At 43.7% G+C, this 23913-nt stretch carries 24 protein-coding genes; 13 read left to right on the forward strand and 11 right to left on the reverse strand.

Going from position 1 to position 23913, the window contains the following annotated elements:
- Positions 1–162 precede the first annotated feature (162 nt).
- Positions 163–528, reverse strand: coding sequence for a response regulator (locus BLR84_RS02890; protein WP_090464045.1), 366 nt, complete (start codon positions 526–528; stop codon positions 163–165).
- 193 nt (positions 529–721) lie between these two features.
- On the opposite strand from BLR84_RS02890, the gene BLR84_RS02895 reads away from it, so the two are divergent.
- The 6 genes from BLR84_RS02895 (at position 722) to BLR84_RS02920 (ending at position 7819) form a co-directional block, all read left to right on the forward strand.
- Positions 722–2197 (forward strand): ATP-binding protein, encoded by a 1476-nt coding sequence (locus tag BLR84_RS02895; RefSeq protein WP_090464048.1) that lies wholly within the window; start codon positions 722–724, stop codon positions 2195–2197.
- A 130-nt stretch (positions 2198–2327) separates the two neighbouring features.
- Positions 2328–3644 carry a gluconate:H+ symporter gene (locus tag BLR84_RS02900; RefSeq protein WP_090464051.1) on the forward strand — a complete coding sequence of 439 codons (1317 nt, stop codon included), beginning with the start codon at positions 2328–2330 and terminating at the stop codon, positions 3642–3644.
- 14 nt (positions 3645–3658) lie between these two features.
- Positions 3659–4468, forward strand: a complete 810-nt coding sequence (locus BLR84_RS02905; protein ID WP_090464053.1) for an alpha/beta fold hydrolase — start codon at positions 3659–3661, stop codon at positions 4466–4468.
- 104 nt (positions 4469–4572) lie between these two features.
- Positions 4573–4890: a YMGG-like glycine zipper-containing protein gene (locus BLR84_RS02910; protein WP_143013814.1), complete on the forward strand. Its 318-nt coding sequence runs from the start codon at positions 4573–4575 to the stop codon at positions 4888–4890.
- Positions 4891–5127: 237 nt separating this feature from the next.
- Positions 5128–6351 (forward strand): BamA/TamA family outer membrane protein, encoded by a 1224-nt coding sequence (locus BLR84_RS02915; RefSeq protein ID WP_090464059.1) that lies wholly within the window; start codon positions 5128–5130, stop codon positions 6349–6351.
- A gap of 241 nt (positions 6352–6592) precedes the next feature.
- Positions 6593–7819 carry a multidrug effflux MFS transporter gene (locus BLR84_RS02920; protein WP_090464062.1) on the forward strand — a complete coding sequence of 409 codons (1227 nt, stop codon included), beginning with the start codon at positions 6593–6595 and terminating at the stop codon, positions 7817–7819.
- A gap of 410 nt (positions 7820–8229) precedes the next feature.
- Here the strand turns inward: BLR84_RS02920 and BLR84_RS02925 are convergent, their stop codons facing one another.
- From BLR84_RS02925 to BLR84_RS29910, 5 genes are all read right to left on the reverse strand, one after another.
- On the reverse strand, positions 8230–8913 hold the full coding sequence (locus tag BLR84_RS02925) for an ATP-dependent Clp protease proteolytic subunit (protein WP_090464065.1): 684 nt from the start codon (positions 8911–8913) through the stop codon (positions 8230–8232).
- A gap of 155 nt (positions 8914–9068) precedes the next feature.
- Positions 9069–9335 (reverse strand): hypothetical protein, encoded by a 267-nt coding sequence (locus BLR84_RS02930; RefSeq protein WP_143013815.1) that lies wholly within the window; start codon positions 9333–9335, stop codon positions 9069–9071.
- Positions 9316–9861, reverse strand: coding sequence for an RNA polymerase sigma factor (locus tag BLR84_RS02935; RefSeq protein WP_090464072.1), 546 nt, complete (start codon positions 9859–9861; stop codon positions 9316–9318). The genes BLR84_RS02930 and BLR84_RS02935 overlap by 20 nt, the downstream gene beginning before the upstream one ends.
- A gap of 196 nt (positions 9862–10057) precedes the next feature.
- Complete coding sequence (locus BLR84_RS02940) at positions 10058–10465, reverse strand: lipocalin family protein (RefSeq protein WP_090464074.1); 408 nt, start codon at positions 10463–10465, stop codon at positions 10058–10060.
- Between the two features lie 49 nt (positions 10466–10514).
- Positions 10515–10667, reverse strand: coding sequence for a hypothetical protein (locus tag BLR84_RS29910; RefSeq protein WP_176851930.1), 153 nt, complete (start codon positions 10665–10667; stop codon positions 10515–10517).
- A 334-nt stretch (positions 10668–11001) separates the two neighbouring features.
- Here BLR84_RS29910 and BLR84_RS02950 point away from each other — a divergent pair, with 334 nt between their 5' ends.
- The 3 genes from BLR84_RS02950 (at position 11002) to BLR84_RS02960 (ending at position 15080) form a co-directional block, all read left to right on the forward strand.
- Entirely contained in the window at positions 11002–12882 is a 1881-nt protein-coding gene (locus BLR84_RS02950; protein ID WP_090464079.1) for an SPFH domain-containing protein, read from the forward strand.
- Between the two features lie 216 nt (positions 12883–13098).
- Positions 13099–13833 (forward strand): hypothetical protein, encoded by a 735-nt coding sequence (locus BLR84_RS02955; protein ID WP_090464082.1) that lies wholly within the window; start codon positions 13099–13101, stop codon positions 13831–13833.
- Positions 13834–13913: 80 nt separating this feature from the next.
- Entirely contained in the window at positions 13914–15080 is a 1167-nt protein-coding gene (locus BLR84_RS02960) for an acyltransferase family protein (protein ID WP_090464086.1), read from the forward strand.
- A gap of 140 nt (positions 15081–15220) precedes the next feature.
- Here the strand turns inward: BLR84_RS02960 and BLR84_RS02965 are convergent, their stop codons facing one another.
- Positions 15221–16108, reverse strand: a complete 888-nt coding sequence (locus BLR84_RS02965; protein ID WP_090464089.1) for an NAD(P)H-binding protein — start codon at positions 16106–16108, stop codon at positions 15221–15223.
- Positions 16109–16190: 82 nt separating this feature from the next.
- On the opposite strand from BLR84_RS02965, the gene BLR84_RS02970 reads away from it, so the two are divergent.
- Positions 16191–16613: a winged helix-turn-helix transcriptional regulator gene (locus BLR84_RS02970; protein ID WP_090465761.1), complete on the forward strand. Its 423-nt coding sequence runs from the start codon at positions 16191–16193 to the stop codon at positions 16611–16613.
- 225 nt (positions 16614–16838) lie between these two features.
- The gene (locus tag BLR84_RS02975) at positions 16839–17174 is read left to right on the forward strand and encodes a GIY-YIG nuclease family protein (protein WP_090464092.1); all 336 of its coding nucleotides are present in this window, start codon (positions 16839–16841) and stop codon (positions 17172–17174) included.
- 187 nt (positions 17175–17361) lie between these two features.
- Here the strand turns inward: BLR84_RS02975 and BLR84_RS02980 are convergent, their stop codons facing one another.
- From BLR84_RS02980 to BLR84_RS02995, 4 genes are read right to left on the reverse strand one after another with little or no spacing between them, the layout of a single operon-like run.
- Complete coding sequence (locus BLR84_RS02980) at positions 17362–17682, reverse strand: DUF3784 domain-containing protein (RefSeq protein WP_090464095.1); 321 nt, start codon at positions 17680–17682, stop codon at positions 17362–17364.
- Positions 17683–17693: 11 nt separating this feature from the next.
- Positions 17694–18680, reverse strand: coding sequence for an MlaD family protein (locus tag BLR84_RS02985; protein WP_090465766.1), 987 nt, complete (start codon positions 18678–18680; stop codon positions 17694–17696).
- A gap of 22 nt (positions 18681–18702) precedes the next feature.
- Positions 18703–19476 carry an ABC transporter ATP-binding protein gene (locus BLR84_RS02990; protein ID WP_090464098.1) on the reverse strand — a complete coding sequence of 258 codons (774 nt, stop codon included), beginning with the start codon at positions 19474–19476 and terminating at the stop codon, positions 18703–18705.
- Between the two features lies 1 nt (position 19477).
- Entirely contained in the window at positions 19478–20281 is an 804-nt protein-coding gene (locus BLR84_RS02995; RefSeq protein ID WP_090464100.1) for an MlaE family ABC transporter permease, read from the reverse strand.
- Between the two features lie 786 nt (positions 20282–21067).
- On the opposite strand from BLR84_RS02995, the gene BLR84_RS03000 reads away from it, so the two are divergent.
- Both BLR84_RS03000 and BLR84_RS03005 read left to right on the forward strand, forming a co-directional pair.
- Positions 21068–21943, forward strand: coding sequence for an AraC family transcriptional regulator (locus BLR84_RS03000; protein ID WP_090464102.1), 876 nt, complete (start codon positions 21068–21070; stop codon positions 21941–21943).
- 120 nt (positions 21944–22063) lie between these two features.
- Positions 22064–23896, forward strand: coding sequence for a sodium:solute symporter family protein (locus tag BLR84_RS03005; protein WP_090464105.1), 1833 nt, complete (start codon positions 22064–22066; stop codon positions 23894–23896).
- Positions 23897–23913: the final 17 nt, after the last annotated feature.

The raw sequence follows: 23913 nt of genomic DNA on the forward strand, positions 1-23913 counted from the left end.
ATTTTAACAGATGTGGCAATAAAATGGCATTTTGAAGAATGTTTTTTATTTGTATGCTAATGTTTGCCGGATGGAATAAAAAAACTGATTTATAGCTGATTGGAAAAATAGAAGCACAGCTTGCGATAGACCATAACCATGAAGCAGATGGGATACCCGTATTTAAACAGCTTTTATGAGGTTATTAACCTTTTCAACCAGTTCAGAAAGATCAAAAGGTTTATTAATAACACCATCACAACCGTAATTGAGTAAGTGATCGTCGCTATTCAGATAGGCCGAAAATATGATGACGGGTATGTTATTGAATTTGCTATGTAGCTTGATACTCTTGCAGATTTCACCACCAGTGGTACCAGAAACCCGGTAATCCAGTATAACCAGATCTGGGAGAAACTGTTCCATTAAAGGCAATACCTCAAGGCTGTTGGAAGTGCTTTTTACCTCAAACTGTTCATAAGTAAGGGTTTCATGCACAATATCTAATATGTCCTGATTATCATCCAATACTAAAATACGTTTTGACATAAAAAATATTAAAAAGTGAAAAGGCTGAAAAGGTGCTCAAGTATGTATGTAAAACTAATATATAGAAAGCAAAAAAGCTATGGGTTGGGCTAAAAACTTTATCGGGTAAATAACATACAAACTTAACTATTTTTTATATCATTGAGTCAGAAAAAAGGCCGATCCTGATTTATTTTTTGTTTTAATTAATGTTTTGAAAAATAAAGATCAAAATATAGCTGTAAGGCAAAGTGTTGATGACCTGATCATACAGGCTCCAGTAGCCATCAGTTTTTTAAAAGGTAATAATCTTGTTATTGAATCGGCTAATCCCAATATACTGGAACTATGGGGAAAACAGGCCGATATTATTGGTCGGCCGCTTGCCCTCGCCCTCGATCCATCCAACCAGCTACCTTATGTAAAACCGGTACAGGATGTTTATAAAAGCGGTCACATTCATTTTGGTTATGAAACTCCAATAAGGCTTAACCGTAACGGACATCATAATTTATTTTATTTTGATTTTGTTTACAAGCCGGTTAAGGATAGAACCAATAATACGGTTGGGGTGATGGTTGTGGCCACCGAAGTAACCAAACAGGTAGTAGCAAGGCAGCTTTTGGAGGATGCGGAAGAGCGCCTGCGCCTGGCCATTGAAGCCACAGGCATAGCCAATTGGGATATGGACCTGCTAAGCAATGAGGTTATCGCTTCGCCAAGGTTATCTGAAATATTTGGTTTTGATCCCGATGAAACGTTAACCTATCCGCAATTATTTGGCTCGATACACCCGGATGATAGAAATTCGGTAGACAAGGCTTTTGAAGAAGCGATGAAAAGCAGCATTTATTTGTCTGAAACCCGCATAGTTTGGACCAATGGGTCAATCCATTGGATCAGAACAACAGGTAAGGTTTTATATGATGAACATCAGAAACCTTTGCGGATGCTGGGCACTACCATTGATATCACCAAGCGCAAGCAGGAGGAGATCATGAAAAATGATTTTATAGCCATGGCCAGCCATGAATTAAAAACCCCGCTCACCTCGCTTAAAGCCTATACGCAGTTACTGGTATCAAAAGCTAAAAAAGCAGGCGATGATTTTTTTATAAATGCCCTTGAAAAATCAGAAAAACAGGTCAACAAAATGACCCGGCTTATTCATGGTTTCCTGGATATGTCAAAAATTGAGTCGGGTAAGCTACAGCTCAATACCCAAACCTTTGATATGAACGAATTGGTTGCCGAAATGATAGCCGATAAAATGCTTATAGCCCCCGATCATGTTTTGTCTTTTAAAAGTGAGCAAGCTATCCAGGCTAATGCCGACAAAGAAAAGATAGGCCAGGTAATTGGTAATTTTATTAGTAATGCCGTAAAATATTCGCCTAAAGGTGGTGCTATAGCCATTACAACCCAAAAGCTTGGTGAAAATGTGAGGGTAAGTGTAAAAGACGAGGGCATGGGTTTAAAAGCCCAGGATCAGCAAAATGTTTTTCAGCGTTTTTACCGGGTGGAGGACGAGAGCACCCGTGGATTGTCGGGCTTCGGCATTGGTCTTTATTTATCGGCCGAGATCATCAGGCTGCACCAGGGTAAAATTGCTGTAGAGAGCGAAGAGGGCAAAGGCGCCGAATTTTATTTCCTGCTGCCTTTACAGGCTGATTGGGATCAGCTTTTGTAGCAACTGATCCGTTAATTGTAACGGTTTTGTCTATAAAAATCCGAAACTCAAATATTGTTATTACTTTAGGCAGCTAACAATGCGGCCTGGCTTCACCATGCTGCTTACCTGTACATAACGGTTTTAAATCATGGCATTACTAACTATACTGATCTGTATTATCCTGCTTGTTTTACTGGTGAGCTGGGCAAAGGTTAATCCATTTATAGCTTTTCTTTTGGTATCCATTGCCGCCGGTTTGATGCTGGGCATCCCCATCAATAAGGTTACAGCATCGGTACAAAAGGGCATGGGCGATATTATGGGCCAGTTGCTTATTATCATTTGCCTGGGCGCTATGCTGGGTAAACTGGTAGCCGTAAGTGGTGCCGCCCAAAAAATTGCCGAAGTGCTGGTGAATGCAGTTGGCCAAAAATACATACAATGGGCCCTGGTAACTGCCGGTTTTATTATAGGTATCCCGCTGTTTTACGGTATCGGTTTTGTGCTGATGGTGCCACTGATATTTTCGGTAGTGTACAAATACAAATTACCGGCGGTATATATAGGTTTGCCCATGCTGGCGTCGCTATCGGTAACGCATGGTTTTTTACCGCCGCATCCATCACCATCGGCGTTGGTGGTATTGTTCCATGCCAACATGGCCACCACCTTTGTTTATGGGTTGATGATAGCCATCCCCGCCATTATACTGGCCGGACCTGTATTTGCCCGTTTCCTGAAAAAGATACCCTCAGAGCCGCTGGCTACCTTCCGGGCCGAAGAATTGCCCGAAGATAAACTACCGGGAGCCTTCAATAGTTTTTTTACCGCTCTGCTACCGGTGATGCTGTTAATGCTTACCGCGTTTTTCCCGTACCTGGGTATAAAAGATCCAGGCTTGTTAAAACTGGTAGCTTTCCTGGGCGATCCATCCATCGTGATGCTGATTGCCCTTATTGTGGCCACCTTTACTTTGGGCATAAAACAGGGCAAAACAATGAGCCAACTGGCCGTTAATTATACCGATGCCATTAAAGATATTGCTTTGATTTTGTTGATTATAGCCGGTTCGGGAGCATTTAAAGAAGTATTGACCGCCAGTGGTGTAAGCGGCCAGATAGCTGCCCAGTTACAGCAGTTTAACCTGCCGCCGCTTGTTTTAGGCTGGGTTATCGCGGCTATCATCCGTATCAGTTTGGGCTCGGCAACTGTGGCAGGTTTAACGGCCGCGGGTATTGTGGCTTCGCTGGTGGTACAAAACCATGTGAACCCCAACTTAATGGTACTATCGATAGGGGCAGGCAGCCTGGCATTTTCGCATGTGAACGATTCTGGCTTTTGGCTGTATAAAGAATATTTTAACCTGAGCATCAAGGACACCATCAAATCATGGTCGGTGATGGAATCGCTGGTTTCGGTTATTGGTTTAATAGGTGTTTTGATCATCAACCAGTTTGTCAAATAGTATATCTCATCGTCATGAAAAAAAGTATCATCATCCTAAATGTCCTGGCGTTGTTATTATTGACTGCTTATAATGGTCATGCACAACAATCCACCGGTAGTTATTATACTGCTGTTGATGGTACCAAAATATATTACGAGGTAAAAGGTGTTGGCTTCCCAGTGATATTGGTGCACGGTTTTTCTGGCACGGGTGAAGGCTGGAAAAAAGGTCAGCTTTATACCGATCTGTTAAATGCCGGTTATAAAGTGGTCATTTTAGATCTGCGGGGCAACGGCCGTTCAGACAAACCCCATACCGATGCTGGTTACGCCAATGATGCCGAAGTCAAGGATATTATGGGATTGGCCGGCAGCCTTAAGTTTAAAAAATATGATGTGGTAGGTTATTCGCGCGGCTCTATTATTGCTTCGCGGCTATTGGTGCTGGATAAGCAGGTACAAAAACTGGTGATGGGCGGCATGGGCGATGCCTATACCAATCCGGAATGGCCCAGGCGCATCCACGCTTACAAAGCCCTCATGGGCGATACTACCTTTCATGACGTGGATGGCATGATCAACTACATCCACAGTAATCCCGCATTTGATGTTACAGCCCTGGCCCTACAGCAAAAATATCAACCCTCAACAAGTCCGCAGGAATTGGCCAAAGTAAAAATACCCGTTATGATCATTTGCGGTACCGACGATCATGATAACGGATCGGAAACTGCCCTTAACAAATTAATCCCCGGTTCAAAGCTTAATTATGTTCCCGGCGATCATAATAGTGCATCCAGAACTATACAGTTTTCGGCAGCTGTGCTGGCTTTTCTAAAGTAAAATGTCATCCTTAGGTTATTTAAAGGCCCTTTTTATATATACGGCTTGCTATTTGCATGAGTATGTTCAGAGATAATTTATTAACACTTATCAATACATATTTTATGAAAAAGCTAATGATATATGCCTGTCTGTTTGTAGCGTTTCTGCTAACGCTGACAGTTAATGCGCAGGCGCAAACTAAAAAGAAAATGAGCAAACAGGCTAAAGGTGCCATCATCGGCGGTGCCGGCGGTGCCGTAGCGGGTGGACTTATAGGCCATAATGTTGGGGGAGCCCTAATTGGTGGTGCCATCGGGGCCGGCGGCGGTTATATTATAGGTAACGAACAACGCCGTGCTGATGAGAAAAAACGCCGTGCCGCATGGCGCAGGGCGCATCCAAAACATCACCACCACTATACCCAAACCACAACACACTAAATGTTAATTATAGTTAAAAAGCCCGCGGTTTATTTAAATCGCGGGCTTTTTATGTTATTTTAAGGGCAATTGTTATTTCGGGCATGCCAGTTCCGTATTATAAAACAGCAACCGCTGTGCGGATAATTTGAGATTTTATAGCCGAAATGAAAATTTAAACCCCGTTTTGAGCGTTAGAGCGTTAATATAACAGGCATTTTACAAAACAGTAACATTCAGTATTTGGTTTAATATATAATGGTTAAAGCGTTTTCGGCATTACTTTTTTGTTTGTTTCCTTTTGTTGCAATGGCCCAAAGCACGGCTACCGTTACCGACACCGCTAAAGTTCCTGTTGATACAGTTGTTCAGAAAGATCTTATTGACATTGCCAGATCCTTGTTTAAAATAAAACCGCGGAAGATAACTGCATTAGAGAAAAAGAAGGTTTACTTCTCCATTTTACCTATTTCTTCGTCGGATGGCCGGAGTGGTGGTAAAGCCCTTTTTACATCAACATCATTAGCAGTATACCTTGGTGATCCTGCAACAACCAACCTGTCCAGTTTTATATTTACCCCTTATTTTAACTTTAAAGGGAGGTATGGCCTGCCCATCAGGTCAAATATCTGGCTCAACAACAATCAGTGGAATATAGTTGGCGATACCCGTGTATTGGTATATCCGCAATATACCTGGGGTCTGGGAGGCAAACAACCCGAAGGTAACCGGTTTTTAGTGAATTACAATTACGGGCGTTTTTATCAAACTGTAATGAAAAGAATAAAGCCTTACTTTTATGCAGGCTTAGGCTATGACCTGGATTATTACCAGGATATTGATAGCGACGGAGATGTTAACCTGCAAAGTTTTACAGGCTATAAATATGGCACCACCAAAGATCAGAACGTTTTTTCATCGGGAGTAACTTTCAATTTACTATACGATACCCGCAAAAACTCTATAAATCCCTTGCCAGGCGCCTATGCTAATATAATTTACCGCGTAAATTCAAAAATGCTGGGGAGTAATACCAACTGGAGCTCTTTGTATATTGACTTGCGCAAGTATATATCCTTAACCAACTCAGGCCCTAAAAATGTACTGGCGTTCTGGTCTTATTTCTGGACATCACTTACGCCGGGCACCCCATATTTAAACCTGCCCAGCCTGGGTTGGGAACCTTACCAGCGGTCGGGCAGAGGCTTTGTGCAAAACAGATATCGGGGCGACAGGCTGGCATATTTTGAAACCGAGTACCGGCGCGATATTACCCGCAACGGTTTGTTGGGCTTTGTTTTGTTTGCCAATGTAAACTCGGTTACCGAGCCCAATACCCATGATTTTGTTTACTGGCATCCCGCAGGTGGTACGGGCCTGCGTATCAAATTCAATAAAAAATCAGGAACCAATATTGCTATAGATTACGGTGTGAGCAAAAACTTCTCATCGATAAACCTTAACCTGGGGGAAACGTTTTAGGGTAATAGGATAGAATCTTCAATAGGATAAAAAACCCCGCAATGACGCGTTTTTATAACAAGACATTATCTCTTTTTCCTAAAATGACAAAATAAGGATACGGGTTTTGAAATTTAAATTTTATTTTCGCTGTATGTTTTTATCCGGCCATTCGTAGTAAAAGATCCTTCTGTACCTAGCCGGTAATATCCTGTATTTATTCTGTTTACCCTGGTCAAACTGACCATCTGCCAAAAATCATATGACAAAAAAACGTTACGTATTACTGATACTTATTCTGGGTTCATTAACCGCATTGGGCCCGTTTTCTATAGATATGTACCTGCCTGGCTTTACAGCCATCGCCAAATATTTACATACCACTACCGATAAAGTGGCGCTGTCCCTGTCGAGCTATTTTATAGGTATATCTGTAGGGCAATTGCTGTATGGTCCTTTGCTGGACAGGTATGGTCGTAAACGGCCTTTATATTTTGGATTGGGCCTTTATATCGTTGCCTCCATCGGCTGTTTCTTTTCCAATTCATTGGAGATGCTGATCGCGATGCGATTTTTCCAGGCGATAGGCAGTTGCGCGGCTACTGTGGCGGCTATGGCCATGGTGCGTGATCTTTTCCCGGTTGAAGAGAACGCTAAAGTATTTTCGTTGCTGATACTGGTGCTGGGCGCTTCGCCCATGCTGGCGCCAACTATTGGCAGTTATATTACCGCGGCGTTTGAATGGCAGGTGATATTTTTAATATTAACCATTATTGCGGTGCTAATATTGTTGGCCGTTATATTTTTACTGCCCGAAAGCTACCAGCCCGATCCTTCGTACTCTTTAAAACCCGGACCTATCATTGGCAACTTTTTGCAGGTACTAAAAAATAAGCAATTTTTAACTTATTCACTTTGCGGCGCATTCGCGTTCGCGGGTTTGTTTGCTTATGTATCTTCGTCGCCCATTGTATTTATTGATGTGTTTAAAGTGAGTCAGAAAAGTTTCGGGTGGGTCTTCGCCGGCCTTTCTGTTGGGTTCATCGGCTCGAGCCAGGTGAACAGTATCCTGATGAAAAGGTACAAAAGCGAGCAGCTGGTCAACGCCTCGCTGATCTGGATGGTGTTTATTTCGGCGGTGTTTTTAATAGGGTCGTTTAATAACTGGTTTGATATTGGCGGCACCATTGCCATGATATTTGGCGTATTGTGCGGTGTGGGTATCAGTTACCCTAACACAGCGGCTTTATCGCTGGCGCCATTCACCAAAAACGCGGGATCAGCATCGGCACTTTTGGGTGCATTTCAAATGGGGATAGGTTCGCTGGCATCGGTAGGTATTACCCTGATCAAAAGTCACAGTCCCTTGCCTATGGCAGGAGTTATGGCGACATCAGCTGTGGTGGCGCTGCTCACTTTATTAATAGGCAAGCGGTTTATTAAGCATAAAGTTGAGGCATCGGCGGATGCGGGTGTGATAGCGCATTAAGGACCGTTTTATCCAACACGTCATTGCTGTAAGGAACGACGAAGCAATCTCGTAACTATTCTTATCTGTGAGAACGTGAAGAGATTGCCACGCTATCGCTCGCAATGACATATTGGGTATAAGACTTGCGCTAAAACGAGGATTTTTTGGACAAAAGATAAAAGACTTAAGGACTATTGGACCCACTTGCGCACTTCAAAACCCGACGAACAAGCACAAGTCATCAACCCACTAACAGCCGCACAAGACTTGCGCTAAAAAAAGTGCTGACTTGTGACTTCAAAACCCGACGAACAAGCACAAGTCATCAACCCACCAACAGCCGCACAAGACTTGCGCTAAAAAGGGTATCGGCCATATTTTGAAGGCTATTTCAGAACCCTCTCCTTTGGAGAGGGCAGGGTGAGGTCCTACCCCAATACCTCGTCAATAATGCCAAACTCTTTGGCTTCGCTGGCTATCATCCAGTAATCACGATCAGATACATCATAAACCTTTTGGTAAGGCTGGCCGCTGTGTTGGGCGATGATCTCATACAATTCCTGTTTCATTTTTTTGATCTGGACGGAGGCTATTTCGATGTCTGATGCCATGCCCTGCGCCCCGCCCGATGGCTGGTGCAACATGATGCGGGAGTGTTTGAGTGCGGCACGCTTACCGGCAGCACCGGCACATAACAATACCGATCCCATGGAGAGGGCCATGCCGGTACAAATGGTAGCTACGTCGGGTCCTATAAAATGCATGGTATCATAAATACCCAAACCGGCATAAACCGATCCGCCCGGCGAGTTGATATACATCTGTATATCATTTTTGGTATCGGTTGACTGCAGAAAGAGCAGCTGGGCCTGGATGATGTTGGCCACATGGTCGTCAACGGCTTCGCCCAGGAAGATGATCCTGTCCATCATCAAGCGCGAAAATACGTCCATCTGGGCTACGCGCATTTCGCGTTCTTCGGTAATGTAGGGTGTCATGGCTGTGGGAAGGGCGCTTTTTTCAACCTTCGAAATAAAACTATCTACCCGGGTACCGGCAATAGCATGGTGCATGACCGCATATTTGCGGAATTCCTGTTTATCGATATTCATAATTTTTTGTGTTTTTTTAGAGGGGAGGCAAGAATCAAGAGTCAAGAATCAAGACAAAAATGGGGAACCTAATTTTTGTTTAATATGCTGACTTTCAGGATGTTTTAAATTGTGATTATTTTTTGTCTTAACTCTTGATTCTTGGCTCTTGATTCTTATCTAAATAGGCGTGCTATTTTTTGCCTGAAACTCAGATGTTCGGGCTGGTTAAATAATTGCTGATGAACGGCTTCTATCTCGGCCTTTACCTGCTTGCGGCCATATTGTTGCACCAGGGTATATACCTGCTGTTGTTGTGAAACACGGGTTTGTAACTCCTGATCAAGCAAGGTCTTGGCCTCGAATAACAGCGCGTTAGCTGGGTTTGCTCTTTTAAGCAGATAGGCTTCGGTTTGTGCTATATTATTCAAGGAAGTCCTCATAGGTTAATGCTTTTTGTTTAACGGATTCCCTTACTTTTTCAATGCACTTATATTTTTGCACAGTTGCCGAGCGCACCCCGGAAAAGCCGAACAGCTGCGCCACTTTGGTCATCGGTAACTGATCGTAATAAAAGGAGCGAAGCAGCTCCATACAACGTTTGCCCGCAGTTTCTAAAAAATGCAATAATTTATCTTCGGCGAGTGGGACGGTGGTTTCAAGAGCCAGACCTGCGACTGCGCTGTCGTCCAACTGGGTAGTTTGCTGGCCTTCCTTGTACCGTTTGATCCACAGATAGCGGGCGGTACCATAAATGTAGGCCCCTTCGCTGCTCTTGATATCAGCATCGGTCGATCTGCTTTTTTCGTAATAGCTGAGCAGGGCATCCTGGAAAACATCTTTGGCTTCGTCAAATGATCCGCCGCATTTGCTCACATACCGGGCCACCGCCGGGAAAACTTTCTGGTATAATGTGATGAAAAGCTGCTGCCGTTCTGCAACCTGCTCTTCTAAATTAACTGCATCCATTGTTTACTGTTTATTACGATGTGTAAATTATAACAGATATATCACCTTATTGGATAAAAGATTTTTGGAGTAAGGATTTTTGGGACTACCTGTCATCCTGAACTTGTTTCAGGATCCCTCAGGACAAGTAGGAATCATGCTGAACACCAAGCAGGTGGGATGCCGAAACAAGTTCGGCATGACCTATCTGCACATACTAAAACTTACTCGCCCTCAGCGCCGTAACCTTTGAACCTTCTGGTCCGGTGCTTTCAAAAACGATCTTATCATCCGTCAATTCCGATACGTAGAAAACAAAATCGCGGGTTTTGCCGTCGGGCAGTACTTCTTTTACATTCATATTGCTGCCGTTAAGCGTGAATGTGCCGTGCGACAGGAATTTACCGCCCCAAACAATCAGGTATTTCATCTCCGGAGTAAATTGTATGTAAGGGACAACCTCATCCAGCTCGGCCTTTTTCATGGTATCCGGCGGACTGGCATTGGAGTGCTCTATTTTAACATATTTCCATTTGCCGATAAGCGCCTTGGTGGTAACTGCGGGTTTGCATGATGCCATAAAACCTAACACCAGTGCAAATAATATAAAGCCGTAAAATTTCATGATCACATTAGTTTTATCTAAGCTATGCAATTACGGTTAAAGTATAAAATCAAGGTTTATGTTTCTGATGCTTGTTTGTCCGTTCCTCAGCTTTTTTTACTTCGTCCTTTTCGCTAAGTGGCAAGTCCGTTTGTAATTCCTTTGTTGTGTTAGTCCTAGTAGTTTTTTTGCCGGTACTTTTTTTTGATGCTGAAGTATTCATGATCGTGGAGATTAAATGAGATACTATTGTTTTAACTCCCGGCTAACCGAATTGTTTACAATTATTTATTATGAATTGTTACCGGAAAATAACAACTTAGGTAAAAATCCTATAACCCTTAATCCAGTAAATCATGTCTCAACGCAATCAACGAAATCAAAAAAATCAACGGTCAAAAATAATTTTAAAAAAAGTTGTAACATCCTGTAATTGCAACTGTCTTAATGACACTATATAGCCAAGGTACTCCAATCCAGTTTAAGCTATAAGTAATTGTGAGGGCCCGCACCTTAAGGGTTCCGTTAAAAAATCAAAAAATTAAATCTTAAAAAAAATGAACAACAATCTAATTGTTATGCTTTGGTGGGCTGTGCCTGTCATCCTGATTTTTGTGATGTACAAATTTGTTTTGCGCGTGTTTTTCGGTATGGTGATCGTGCCGGATAGCCGTATTGGCCTGGTGGTCAAAAAGTTCACCTTGTCCGGCAAATCGCGTTTGCCCGATGGTCGGATCATTGCTATTCATGGCGAAGCCGGTATGCAGGCCAAAGCGCTTGCGCCGGGTTTGTACTGGGGCTTATGGCCATGGCAGTACGGTATTACCATGGAGGCGTTTACCGTTATTGAGCAAAACAAGCTTGGGCTGGTAAAGGCAAAAGACGGTGCATCGTTGGATACCGGCCGTGTGCTGGGTAAACCGGTTGACTGCGACAAATTTCAGGATGCTATTGCCTTTTTGGACAATAATGGTCAGAAAGGTCCGCAAGCTGCTTTCCTTACGCCGGGTAGTTACCGTATCAATACTTTTTTGTTTGAGATTGAGATGGTGCCTATTACCCAGATCCATGAAAACAAAGTAGGTATCGTAACCACGTTGGATGGTGAACCGCTGGACAAAGGCGAGATCGCCGGTGAGTCGGTATCGGGGCATAAAAACTACCAGGACCCTATCGCGTTCATTAACGCCGGTGGTCGTAAAGGTTTGCAGGAGGATGTGATACTGGCCGGTACCTATTACCTGAACCCCTGGTTTGTGATTGTGGAGCAGGTGGATATGACCTATATACCTATCGGTTATGTAGGTGTGGTGAACTCCTTTGTGGGCCCCGAAGGTAAGGATACCAGTGGTGATGCCTTTAAACACGGTAATATTGTTCACGTAGGGCAGAAAGGTGTTTGGGAAGATCCGCTTGATCCGGGTAAACACCCTATCAACATCTATACCCATGCGGTTGAAATTGTGCCAACGACCAACATTGTGCTGAATTGGGCCGATAGCCGCACAGAAGCGCATGAACTGGATAAAAACCTGTGTACTATTACGGTAAGATCATCAGATGGTTTTACATTCAACCTGGATGTGTCACAGATCATCCACGTGCCACGTAACGAAGCACCAAAGGTAATAGCCCGTTTTGGTAAGATGAAAAACCTGGTATCGCAGGTATTGGAACCTACCATCGCCAACTATTTCCGTAACTCGGCACAAAAGAGTGATGTGATCGGCTTTTTGGCTAACCGTATCCAAAGGCAAAGTGATGCCCGCGACCATATCGGTGCTGTATTAACCACCTATAACGTGATCGGTGTGGATACCCTGATAGGTGACATCGTGCCACCAGCCGCCCTGATGAAAACCCTCACCGACCGTAAACTGGCCGAAGAGGAAAAGGTTACTTACGAGATACAACGCCACGCGCAAATTGAACGTAAGGAATTTGAAAGCGCCCGTGCCGGTGCCGATATGCAGCCAGAGGTGGTAAAATCAACCCGCCAGGTTGAGATCAACACCCAGATGGCCGCTTCAAAAGTTGCCGCGTCACATGGTGAGGCCGAGGCCAAAACCATTAACGCTAAAGCTGATGCCGAAGTAAGGATCACCATAGCCAAAGCCGATGCCGAAGCTAAAACAGTGAACGCCAAAGCCGACGCTAACGCCACTGAGGTGAATGGTATTGCTGAAAGTACCAAGATCAAAGCCATAGGTTTGGCCGAAGCCGAGGTTACCAAACAAAAAACCGAAGCCATGGGTACCGAACAATACGCCATTGTGCGTGTAGCCGAAGCTTTGGCCAGCAACGGTATTAAACTGGTACCTGAAATATTGGTGAGCGGTAAAGACGGCGGCGGTAACGGTATGATAGATGCCCTGATAGGCACCGAAATGCTCAAAAAATTACAGAAAGCAAATGAGGAGGGAAAAAGTGTAGAGTAGTAGAGTAGTGGTGAGTGGTGAGTGGTGAGTGGTGAGTGGTGAGTGGTGAGTGGTGAGTAAAAATGGCCGATAATTTAGTGAAAATCAAGCTAATCCCTTAATCCTAAAAATCAAGGTTCAGACAAAACTCACCACTCACCATTCTCAATATGTTAAATTAAGTTAAAAAGTTTATCTGTAAATTTGTGTTTTGATTTTTTGGCTTAATTTTATTCCATGCCTCGTCAGCTTCTGCTTATTTTGATCGCCTGTTTTATTTCGGCACTGGCCTATGGGCAGGGTGTGCAGAAAGGTACTGTTTATGAAATCAAGTCGCATACCGTAGTCTCTGGTCTGCGGGTTGAAAATTCAACTAATGGTAGAGTTACTGCAACCGATAAAGCCGGTAAATTCAGCATCCCGGCAAAACCTGGCGACCTGCTCCTGTTTAAAAGTGCTTTCTATCTTCCAGATACCGTTCTGGTAACCGATCTGCGCGGAAGAGACGTGTTTGTAACCGCCAAGCAAAACGAACTGAAAGAAGTTAAGGTAACCAATGTGGAGATCAAAAAGCCCGCAAGTGGTTATGTCGATCCTGAATTTCATGGGCAAACCATGATCTATCAGCGTAATGCCCCCAGTCCCGGTAATCCCAAAGGAGATCCCAAGGGTGGCGTAATACTCCGCTTGCATTACTGGAACAAAGACGAAAAGGATAAAAAGAAACAGGCTGAATTTTTAGAGAACGAAAAGACCCGTGATGAGATAGCCAGAGTATTTACAGCAGATAATATAGCCAAATATGTACCACTCACAGGTCCTGAGTTGGATAACTTTATCTTGCTTTACATCCCATCTGTTAAGGTTTATACAGCCAGTGAATTTAACCTCACTAATTATTTAAGCGCCAGCTATAAAAGCTACCTCGCACTCCCACCAGATAAACGCAATGCAGGGCAATTGATCAAATAATTGCAAAGCGGTGTAACTAATTTGAAAAAAAAGCATCCTTTAGAGGTATCAAATTATAAAACATCCCTTAACCTACACCAATGCAAGTTCAAACCGTTGTATCACCCGTTACCGCTGGCAGTAATACACAAACCGAAAAAATTGTATATATCGATAATCTAAAAGTACTGCTCACCGTTCTGGTGGTGTTGCATCATACTTTTATTACCTATGGCGCTCCCGGAGGCTGGTATTATGCCGAAAAAACCACACACACCGCCGCGTTGATACCCATGACTTTGTTTGTGGCGACCAATCAGTCATTTTTTATGGGCTTTTTCTTTTTTATCTCGGCTTATTTCACCGAATCGTCCTACCATAAAAAAGGCGCGGCACGTTTTATTGCCGATAGGTTAAAGCGATTGGGTATCCCCCTTATATTTTACTCTTTTATCCTGTCGCCGGTATTAAGCTTCCTGGTTTACCGTTTTGCGCTGGGTCATGATATCACCTATATTCAATTCCTGGGCGGTTTTCATCCCTGGATAGATTTTGGGGTATTATGGTTTGTGGCGGCCTTGCTGCTGTTCAGTTTACTGTATGTGTGTATCATGATGCTGTTTAAAAGCAAACCCTCATCATCAGGCAAAATGCCATCGGTCCTCACCGTGGTTTTATTCGCGCTTACGCTGGCTTTGGGCAGCTACCTCGTCAGGTCGGTATTTCCGGTTGGCTGGGTACTCAAACCGGTAGGTTTTCAGCTGGGGCACTTTGTACAGTATATAGCCTTATTTGCTTTGGGTATAGTAGCCTCGCGTGGGAAATGGCTTAATATAGTCAGTTATAAAATGGGCAAAGGCTTTGCCTGGATGGTTGGCGTCATGATCGTAGTGGTGTTCCCGATAATTTACTACGTGAAAGTAACAACCAACAGTCCCATAGAAACCTTTAATGGCGATGGGCACTGGCAATCATTAATGTATGCCTGCTGGGAGCAGTTTATCGGCATCTTTATTATCGTGGCTTTGCTGGGCATTGCCAGGCAAAAATGGAACTTGCAGTCAGCGTTCATGAAAAGTATGTCGAGAGCTACATTTGCGGTATATATCTTTCATCCGCTGGTACTAATATCCCTGGCCATGCTGTTCAGACCACTGAATGCCGATCCAGCTATCAAATTGCTGTTTGTAGCGCCGCTGGCCGTGATCGGGTCGTTTGCCTTAGGTAATTTACTGGTGAAGATACCAGGGGTGAAAGCTATTATTTAGACCTCACTTTCTCTCTTAAAAACATGTCATTGCGAGCGGAGCGTGGCAATCTCCTCGCGTTCCTATCGGTAAGAATAGCTACGAGATTGCTTCGTCGTACCTCCTCGCAATGACATAGTTGAATAGAGATGGTGAGTCAATTATGCCTGCTGAAACCTATCCGCAAACTCCTCTGCAAAGGCTTCCAGATTAATGCTGCCCTTTACCTTGGGTTGATTTTGATCATAGTCGCCCCATAATATGCCAGAGCGTATGGCTGTACCCATTTCCACAAAGTTGCGGGCAATTTCTGGTGGCAAGCCGTTTTGCAGCATACCGTTCAAAGCCTGTTCATCGGTAAATTCAACCCAGGGCAATTCGGGTTTGCCAATGGCGGTACCCAAAACGGTAGCTATCGGGCCCAGGGTACGGTCGTCGCTTACCAGGTAACGCACGCTTTTTCCGGTAAACTCCTGCTGTAGTTCTTCCGCGGCAACGGCAGCGATATCCTCCGGGTGAACCATAATCAGCCTGGCCGTAGCCGGATAATTGGAACCCAGGATACCCATATGCCTGATCATATCGATATTACTCAAAAAGTTTACGTAAAAAAATGGTGCACGCAAGTGTTTTACAGCTACGTTACTCAGTTTGTTTAGCTCCAGCTCAACATCATGATTTCCTGCTATTGGACCTGTGCCCTCGTTAAGATGCGCGCCGATACTGCTTAAATTCACTACGCGCGATACGCCTGCCTGCTCTATAGCCTTTGCGTAATTTTTGCCGATACTGCCCACATATTCCCTATAATTGCTTGCCCCAAAATTGGGTGGAACCATAGTATATACCACATCCGCGCCTGTAAAAGCTTCGGTCAAAAAGTCGACGTCGGTAACCAGACCGATGGCGGCTGTTGCCCCTAAGGCCTCAATAGCTGCTACTTTTTCGGCATTACTGCTGATGATGGTTAATTGGTGGCCTGCTTTTATTAATTGTTTTGCCAGTGGTTTGCTGATATTGCCCAATGAGCCTGTGATGGTGATTTTCATAAATTTATATTTTGTTTTTATTACCAGCAAAGCTATCTTAGTACTTACTTTTATACAAGTACTTACCCTAAAGTATGTATCCATGACAGCAATCAAAGAAAGTTCAACCATACAGGAAAATAAGCAGACAGCATTTAAAGAATGCCCGGTGACTTACGTAATGGAAAAGATAGGCGGATACTGGAAACCGATCATTTTGTTCCACCTGTTATCGGGCAGCAAACGGTACAGCGAGCTCAAGAAGGCCATCCCGGCCATTACCGAAAAAGTGCTGATCCAGCACCTGAAACAACTGGAAGCCGATGGACTGGTATCGAGAGAAGCCAAGCCCATAGTGCCACCGTATGTAACTTACAGCCTTACCGTCGCCGGCTCGCGATTAAAGCCCATTTTATACACCATGGCGGTATGGGCCATAGAACAAAGCGGCACAGATCCCAATATATATTATAAAAACCTGGATGAATTCCCGGGAAAGATCCTGCACCCGGATACGGTGGCATAAAATAATTTTGCCATGCTGAACGGTTGAAGCACCTGTTATGCGATAGGCGTATTGAAGAAGATCCTTCGTTCCTCAGGATGACAAACTTTTAATGTTTGGTCAACCCTACTTGTCATGCTGAACGGAGTGAAGCATCTTCTTCGCCCAGTGCATAGATACATCCTTCGTACCTCAGGATGACAAACTTTTTATATCAACATACCTGTATTCTTTATAGATTTGATCATGCGCCAGTATAATTTTTTTACTTACATCCTTACCAATTACAGTAAAAAGGTATTGTACACCGGTGTTACTAATGACTTGAATCAACGTTTGTATGAACATTATTTTGGTATTGATCAAAAAGAAAGTTTTACATCAAAATATAAATGCTATTATTTAGTCTGGTTCGAAAGGCATCAGTATATCGATCACGCGATTGAGCGTGAAAAAGAGATAAAAGGCTGGACAAGGGATAAAAAAGCGAAGCTAATTGAGGAGGAAAACCCAAATTGGAATTTTTTGAATAAGGAGATTATGGTATGGCCGCCTTTATTTATGGGCTCTTCAGAAGAATAAAAAGCACTTATTGTACAGAAGGCATGTTGAAGAAGATCCTTCGTTCCTCAGGATGACAAACTTTTATGCTCGGACAATCCCTTCCCTTTGTCATGCTGAACGAAGTGAAGCATCTTCTTCGCTCGGTGTCCGAATAGATCCTTCGTACCTCAGGATGACAAACTTTTATGGAATGTGCAGGCAGAGCTTACCCCTTATATTTCCGCCCGCCTACATTGACAATAACAACCCACAAGAGTACAATAATGCCAAAGGCTATCATCATGGGGTCGTTGTGGTTGGGCATCAGGGTAGCCGCTACGGCCAATAAAAGACATAGTAGCCCGGTGATCATTAAGCTGCCGCCTATCCAGTTGGCCAGGCCGTCTTTATCTTTGCATGTCCTCTCGTCATAGCCGGCAATGATCCCAACCTGTTTTTTGTATTTAATGAGGTACGCCAAAAATATGAGCAATATGGCTGCACAAGCCTCAATAATTCCCAATACCACACATCCCGTTTGCATCATACGTTAAATGCTTATTGAGCTTTTAAACTATCGGCCTTAGCTTTTGCTTTCTTCTTGAAAAAGCCGCGCAGCAGGAAATTGTGCTGTACCGCTTCCAGGTCGTCATTAAGTTTAACGGAGCTTTGTTGCAGGTAGTTTAGGGTAGTTTGTACCTGCGCGGCACCTTTAGGGTCATTCAGCAATACACCAATAGCGTTATCGGTAGTGTTCAGTTTATTGCTGGCCTTGGTGAGGTTATCTGTAAGTGTGGAGGCATTAGCAGCTGCTTTTTGCAGTTGACCAACCGACTGGCTTATTTTGTTAAAAGTAGCGGTGTCGGTGAGTAGTTTATCGGCAAAGCCACCCTTGGTATTCATTTTAGCGCTGAAACTGTTGAGCTGCACGGCCATGGTTGCAGCGCTTTGTGTGGCAGCCTGCAAATTACGCATGGCGGCACGCAGTTGCATGGCCATGGTGCTATCGGCCATTAAGGCGCCAACGGTGCCTTTGCCTTCCAGTATTTTATGACTCAGGACTTTAAAATCGGTGGTAATGGCCAGCAGGTTCTGGTTATTGTCTTGCAGGGTTTTGAGCATATCATCGGTGGATAGCATTTTTTCGGCCTGCAGCACATCGCCGTCCTGAATTTCAGGAGCTTGTGGGCTGCCTCCGTCAATCACAATGATCTTGTTGCCTATCAATCCATCTGAGCTTACTTTGGCGCCCGCGTTACGGTGTATATATTGTTGGGAGGCCTCATCAATGTTCATAAACACCTGTACCTGTGATGGTCCGATGAATTTAACATTGCTGATGGTACCTACTTTAACCCCGGAAAACCACACGTTATTGCCTTTTTTTAAGCCAGCCACGTCACTAAAAACGGAGCTTATTTTTATGTTTTTTACAAAGCTTTTTTGCTGGCCCCCAAGCGTGAATACCCCCAGTATAAATACGATAAGGCCAAGCGCTAAAAATATGCCTACTGTAATTGCTTTTCTATTTTCTGTTGCATCCATGATAATGGTATAATATCTGTTCTTAGTGAATAAAGTTATAGTCAAAAAATGGTTTAACCCGGCTGTCATCGGTATCAAACACTTCGTCAAAAGTACCGGTACGCTGAAACTGTCCGTCGAGCAGCATGGCAATCCTATCGCCGGTTTGTTTGGCGCAGGTTAAATCATGTGTAATGATGATAGATGAGGTATTGTAACGCTGCTGCACTTCGTTGATCAGATCGTTGATCTCGATACAGGTTATCGGATCAAGCCCGGCTGTGGGCTCATCATACAACATCACCTCCGGGTTCAGGATCAACGTTCGGGCAATACCGATACGCTTGCGCTGACCACCCGAGAGCTCGGAGGGCATCTGGTTAATGGTTTGCGACAGGCCAACGGCATCCAGTACCGTTTCAACCGCGGTATTGATCTCGGCGCGGGTGATGCCCTTGCGATTGCGTACCAGTGGAAACTCCAGGTTTTTGCGTACCGTCATGCTATCATACAAGGCACTGTTCTGGAACGAAAAGCCGATCCTCACCCGCAGGTCCTGCAGTTCTTTTTCAGTTATTTGCTCCATGTTATGGCCCAGTACGGTTATTTCGCCCGCGTCAGGTTTCAGCAGGCCTGAAATGATCTTGATCAATACAGATTTACCCGTACCCGAACGACCAAGCACCACCAGGTTTTCGCCCTGGTAAAGATCAAGGTCGATACCGCGGAGCACGGCATAATCCTGAAAGGACTTTTTAAGTCCCCTGATGCTGATAACCGGGTTGCTATGATCTGCCTGTGTTTGTGTCTTTTTCATATTAACGGAACCAGCTGGTTATCTGCACAATAATAATTTCTTCAATAAATACCAGGAACATGGCCGTAACCACCGCGCCGTTGGCCGCTTTGCCAACACCTTCGGTTCCTTTGGTTGAATTATAGCCCTGGTAGCAACCCACAATACCTATAGTAAAACCAAACACGATTGATTTGATTAACGATGCCACAAAATCAACAAAAGTTAAAGGCTCAAACACCTGCTGTATAAAGGCACTCCAGCTGGTGCCCTCGTTCTGGCTTACGTTTAAATAGCCGCCCAGTATGGCTATTAAGCCGGTATAGGTTGATAGGATAGGGATGGTGAGGGTGGTAGCCAGTACGCGTGTACACACCAAAAACTTAAAAGGTTTGGTGCCCGACACTTCCATCGCGTCAATTTGCTCGGTTACCCGCATAGAGCCCAGCTCGGCGCCAATACTTGAACCTACCTTGCCTGATGCGATAAGCGCGGTTACCAAAGGCGCCAATGCCCGCATAATAGCAATAGATACTAGTGATGGCAGCCATGATTGCGCCCCAAACTCCGATAGCGAAGGGCGTGATTGCTTGGTGAATATCACCCCAACAATAAAGCCGGTTACCGATATGAGCGTAAACGAACGCACACCTACTTCAAAACACTGCCGTACAATTTCTTTAAGTTCAAACGGGGGTACAAATGCCTCCCTGAAAAAACGTAAAATAAACTGGTTGATCTTATACAGGTCGGTAAAAAAGTTGATGAGGCTTTGCTTAAACTTCGAATTCTTTTTAACCGTTGTTGCGCTTTCTGCTGTATCCATTAAATATGATATAGTAGGTATTTGTACAAATTAATTATGGTTACTCTACAATAACTTATGGCAATTGTTTGAACCTATATATAATATGGCAATTTCATGTTTTTGCCTGATAAATTCGAATTCATTATACAATTAATAAGCCAAATTAAAAGTCATGAGCCCGCACTCCTGTAAGTTAAGGAGGCGGAATTTAATAACATATTAAATTGAGTTTAAGTTTCTGACCGTTTGGGTAAAAAGTTAAAACCGCAATTGCCTGCAAACCTAACAGTTATAATTTATATTGAATAATTCGCCCGGAAAAATATGGTTGATGGAGTGTAAAATTTCATTGACGTACTTTTATTATCCAGGGGTGACGATGAATGAAGCCTGCCGGACTAGGCTCAAACAAGATTAATAATTCATTAAAAGGCTTCATCCAAACAGGGATGTCATGGTGAGCTCCGTCGAACCATGGTGGGCCGGCCTCTGCGCTCAACCCTTCGACGGAGCTCAAGGTGACACCCCTCTTTTTAGGATACTGATTCGCTATACTTTTTAAACCTTGCTAAAACCGTGTTAAAATTTGTTAAAAAGTGTTAAAATGAGGGATTTTGTGCCAGGATTTAAGCTTTTACAGGCTGTTTTGCCCTCATTTTATGTTAAAAAGTGTTAAAATAAAGCTTTAAAAAGTGTCATTTGAGGCAAGAAGGTAAGATTTTTGATTAGGATAAACTAAATATATACTATATTTATGTTAAATTCGTATTAAAACCAAAGCCAATTTTTATATACCCAATTGCGATGATCAATAACGTAATGCGCGAAATAACGCCGCTAACTCCGAGCGACTGTTTTACTATTTTTTCGAGGGTTAAGAAGAAGTTCGATTTCCCGCTTCATTATCATGACGAGTATGAACTAAACCTGATTGTTAATGCCAAAGGCGCCCGGCGGGTAGTGGGCGGTAATATTGAAGTTATTGAGGACCTGGAACTGGCGCTGATCGGTCCGAATTTGTACCATGCCTGGTTTACGCATCAATGCCAGAGCGAGGAGATCACCGAAATTACCATCCAGTTCCATAAGGATCTTTTTGACGAAAAGTTTCTGAAACGCAATCAGTTAAGCTTTTTAAAAAGCATGCTGGAGCGCTCGCAGCGGGGTATCGTGTTTTCGCCCGAAACTATACAGGCGCTCAAAGGCCGTATCATTGGTCTGACTCAAAAGAGTGGGTTTGATTCGGTATTGGAGCTGATGTCTGTTCTGCATGATCTTTCCATATCGCGCAATATGCGCACCGTATCAGACGCCAGCTTTAGCAACGAAAAGCTCTATTACAACAGCCGCCGTATTGAAAAGGTATTTGAACATATGAACCTCAATTATCACAAGCAAGTAACCCTGGCCGAAGTAGCTAAAATAGCCAATATGCCCGAAGCGTCGTTTAGCAGGTTTATCAAAAAACGCACCGGTAAAACCTTCATAGACAGCCTTAACGAGATCAGACTAGGCCACGCCTCCCGCATGCTTATCGACAGTACCAACACCATAGCCGAGATCGCGTATAAATGTGGCTTCAACAATATCTCGAATTTTAATCGTATATTTAAGAGAAAGAAGCTCTGCATCCCCAAAGAGTTCCGGGAAACCTACACTGGCAATCGTGTTTTTATTTAGGCTTTTAGCAATCGGGTAAAAATTAGGTTAAAATAGTATTATAAATTAATCCTGAATAAGACTATTTTTGATAACCAGTTTAATAGACATCCATTTTATACTTTTTACATTTTTGGGCCAATGAAGCTTCACTTTTTGGATGTTTTCATTATCGTTTTATACCTGCTCAGCACCATATTCATTGGCTTATGGTATCGTAAAAAAGCACGCGAGAATAAAGAAAGCTACATGCTTGGCAGTAAATCGCTACCCTGGTATAAACTGGGTTTAAGCGATGCCTCCGATATGTTTGACATTAGCGGAACCATGTGGATGGTGAGCCTGTGTTTTGTATACGGGATGAAAAGCATCTGGATACCCTGGCTTTGGCCGGTATTTAACCAGGTGTTTTTGATGATGTACCTGTCGCGCTGGTTGCGCAGGTCAAATGCCGCTACTGGCGCCGAATGGCTGGCTACCCGCTTTGGTAAAACCGGTATGGGTGTGGGGAGTTCGCACCTGATCGTGATCGCTTTTGCGCTGCTTAGTTGCTTTGGTTTCTTGGCCTATGGCTTTATCGGGCTGGGCAAATTCATCGAAATATTTGTCCCCTGGGAGTTGGTTAAGGTTTATATACCCTTCCGGGTTGCGCCGCAATATGTGCCGCACGTGTATGGTATTGTGTTCACCTTGTTTGCTATGTTTTACTCTATTTTAGGAGGTATGCACAGCATTGTACTGGGCGATATGATTAAATACGGCATCATGACCGTAGCCTGTATCTGGATAGGTTTTATAGCTGCTCATAAACTCATGGGGCAGCATTTGAACGTACCCAACGGTTGGTACAGCCCCTTTTTTGGCAAGCAGTTAGGTTTAAGCTGGTCGGGTATTATTACGGAGGTTAATCAAAAGATAAAGGATGATGGCTATTCGCTGTTCGGGTTGTTTTTTATGATGATGACCTTTAAAGGTTTCTTTGCCGCGCTTGCCGGACCCGCACCCAATTATGACATGCAAAAGATCCTGTCAACCCGCTCGCCCGAGGAGGCCAGTAAAATGAGCGGCTTTGTAAATATCATCCTGTTGCCCATCCGTTACACGCTTATTGTGAGCCTTACCGTGTTGGGTTTGCTGTATTATCATGAAATGAACCTGAAGGATGCTACCGGTGCTATCGACTTTGAACGGATTTTGCCCGCGGTGATCAATAATTTTTTACCTGTTGGCCTGGTGGGTTTACTGCTGGCTGGTTTGCTGGGTGCTTTTATGAGCACATTTAGTGGTACCATGAACGCGGCGCAGGCTTACATCGTTAATGATATTTATCTCAAATATGTAAATCCAACAGCATCAAATAAAAAGATCATCACCATGAATTATTTGGTAGGCATAGTTGTGGTAGCAATAGGTGTAATACTGGGATTTTTTATAAAAGACGTAAATAGTGCCCTGCAATGGATCGTATCGGCCCTTTATGGCGGCTATGTGGTATCCAATGTTTTAAAATGGCATTGGTGGCGTTTTAACGCCAATGGCTTTTTTTATGGGATGCTGGCCGGGATGTTATCCTCAATGATATTTTCTGTTTTGATACCATCCAACGAACTATTATACTGGTTCCCGCTGCTGTTCCTGCTATCATTGGCGGGTTCAATTATTGGTTCGTACGCTACGGAACCTACTGATATGGCCGTGCTAAAATCATTTTACAGCACGGTACGTCCCTGGGGATTTTGGGAGCCCGTAAAACAATTGGTGATGGCAGATGATGCCGCGTTTATACCTAACAAGAACTTTAAACTGAATATGCTCAACGTGGTGATAGGCACTATAGCGCAACTGTGCCTTACCATTTTACCCATGTACCTCATACTACATCAGAAACTGCCTTTGCTGGTAACTATAGCCTTACTGGCAGTGATCGTATTGATATTGAAAAAAACATGGTGGAATAAATTAAAAGATTATTGAATATCAGCGCCTAAGTC

Source organism: Mucilaginibacter sp. OK268, assembly GCF_900103125.1.
Taxonomy (GTDB): domain Bacteria; phylum Bacteroidota; class Bacteroidia; order Sphingobacteriales; family Sphingobacteriaceae; genus Mucilaginibacter.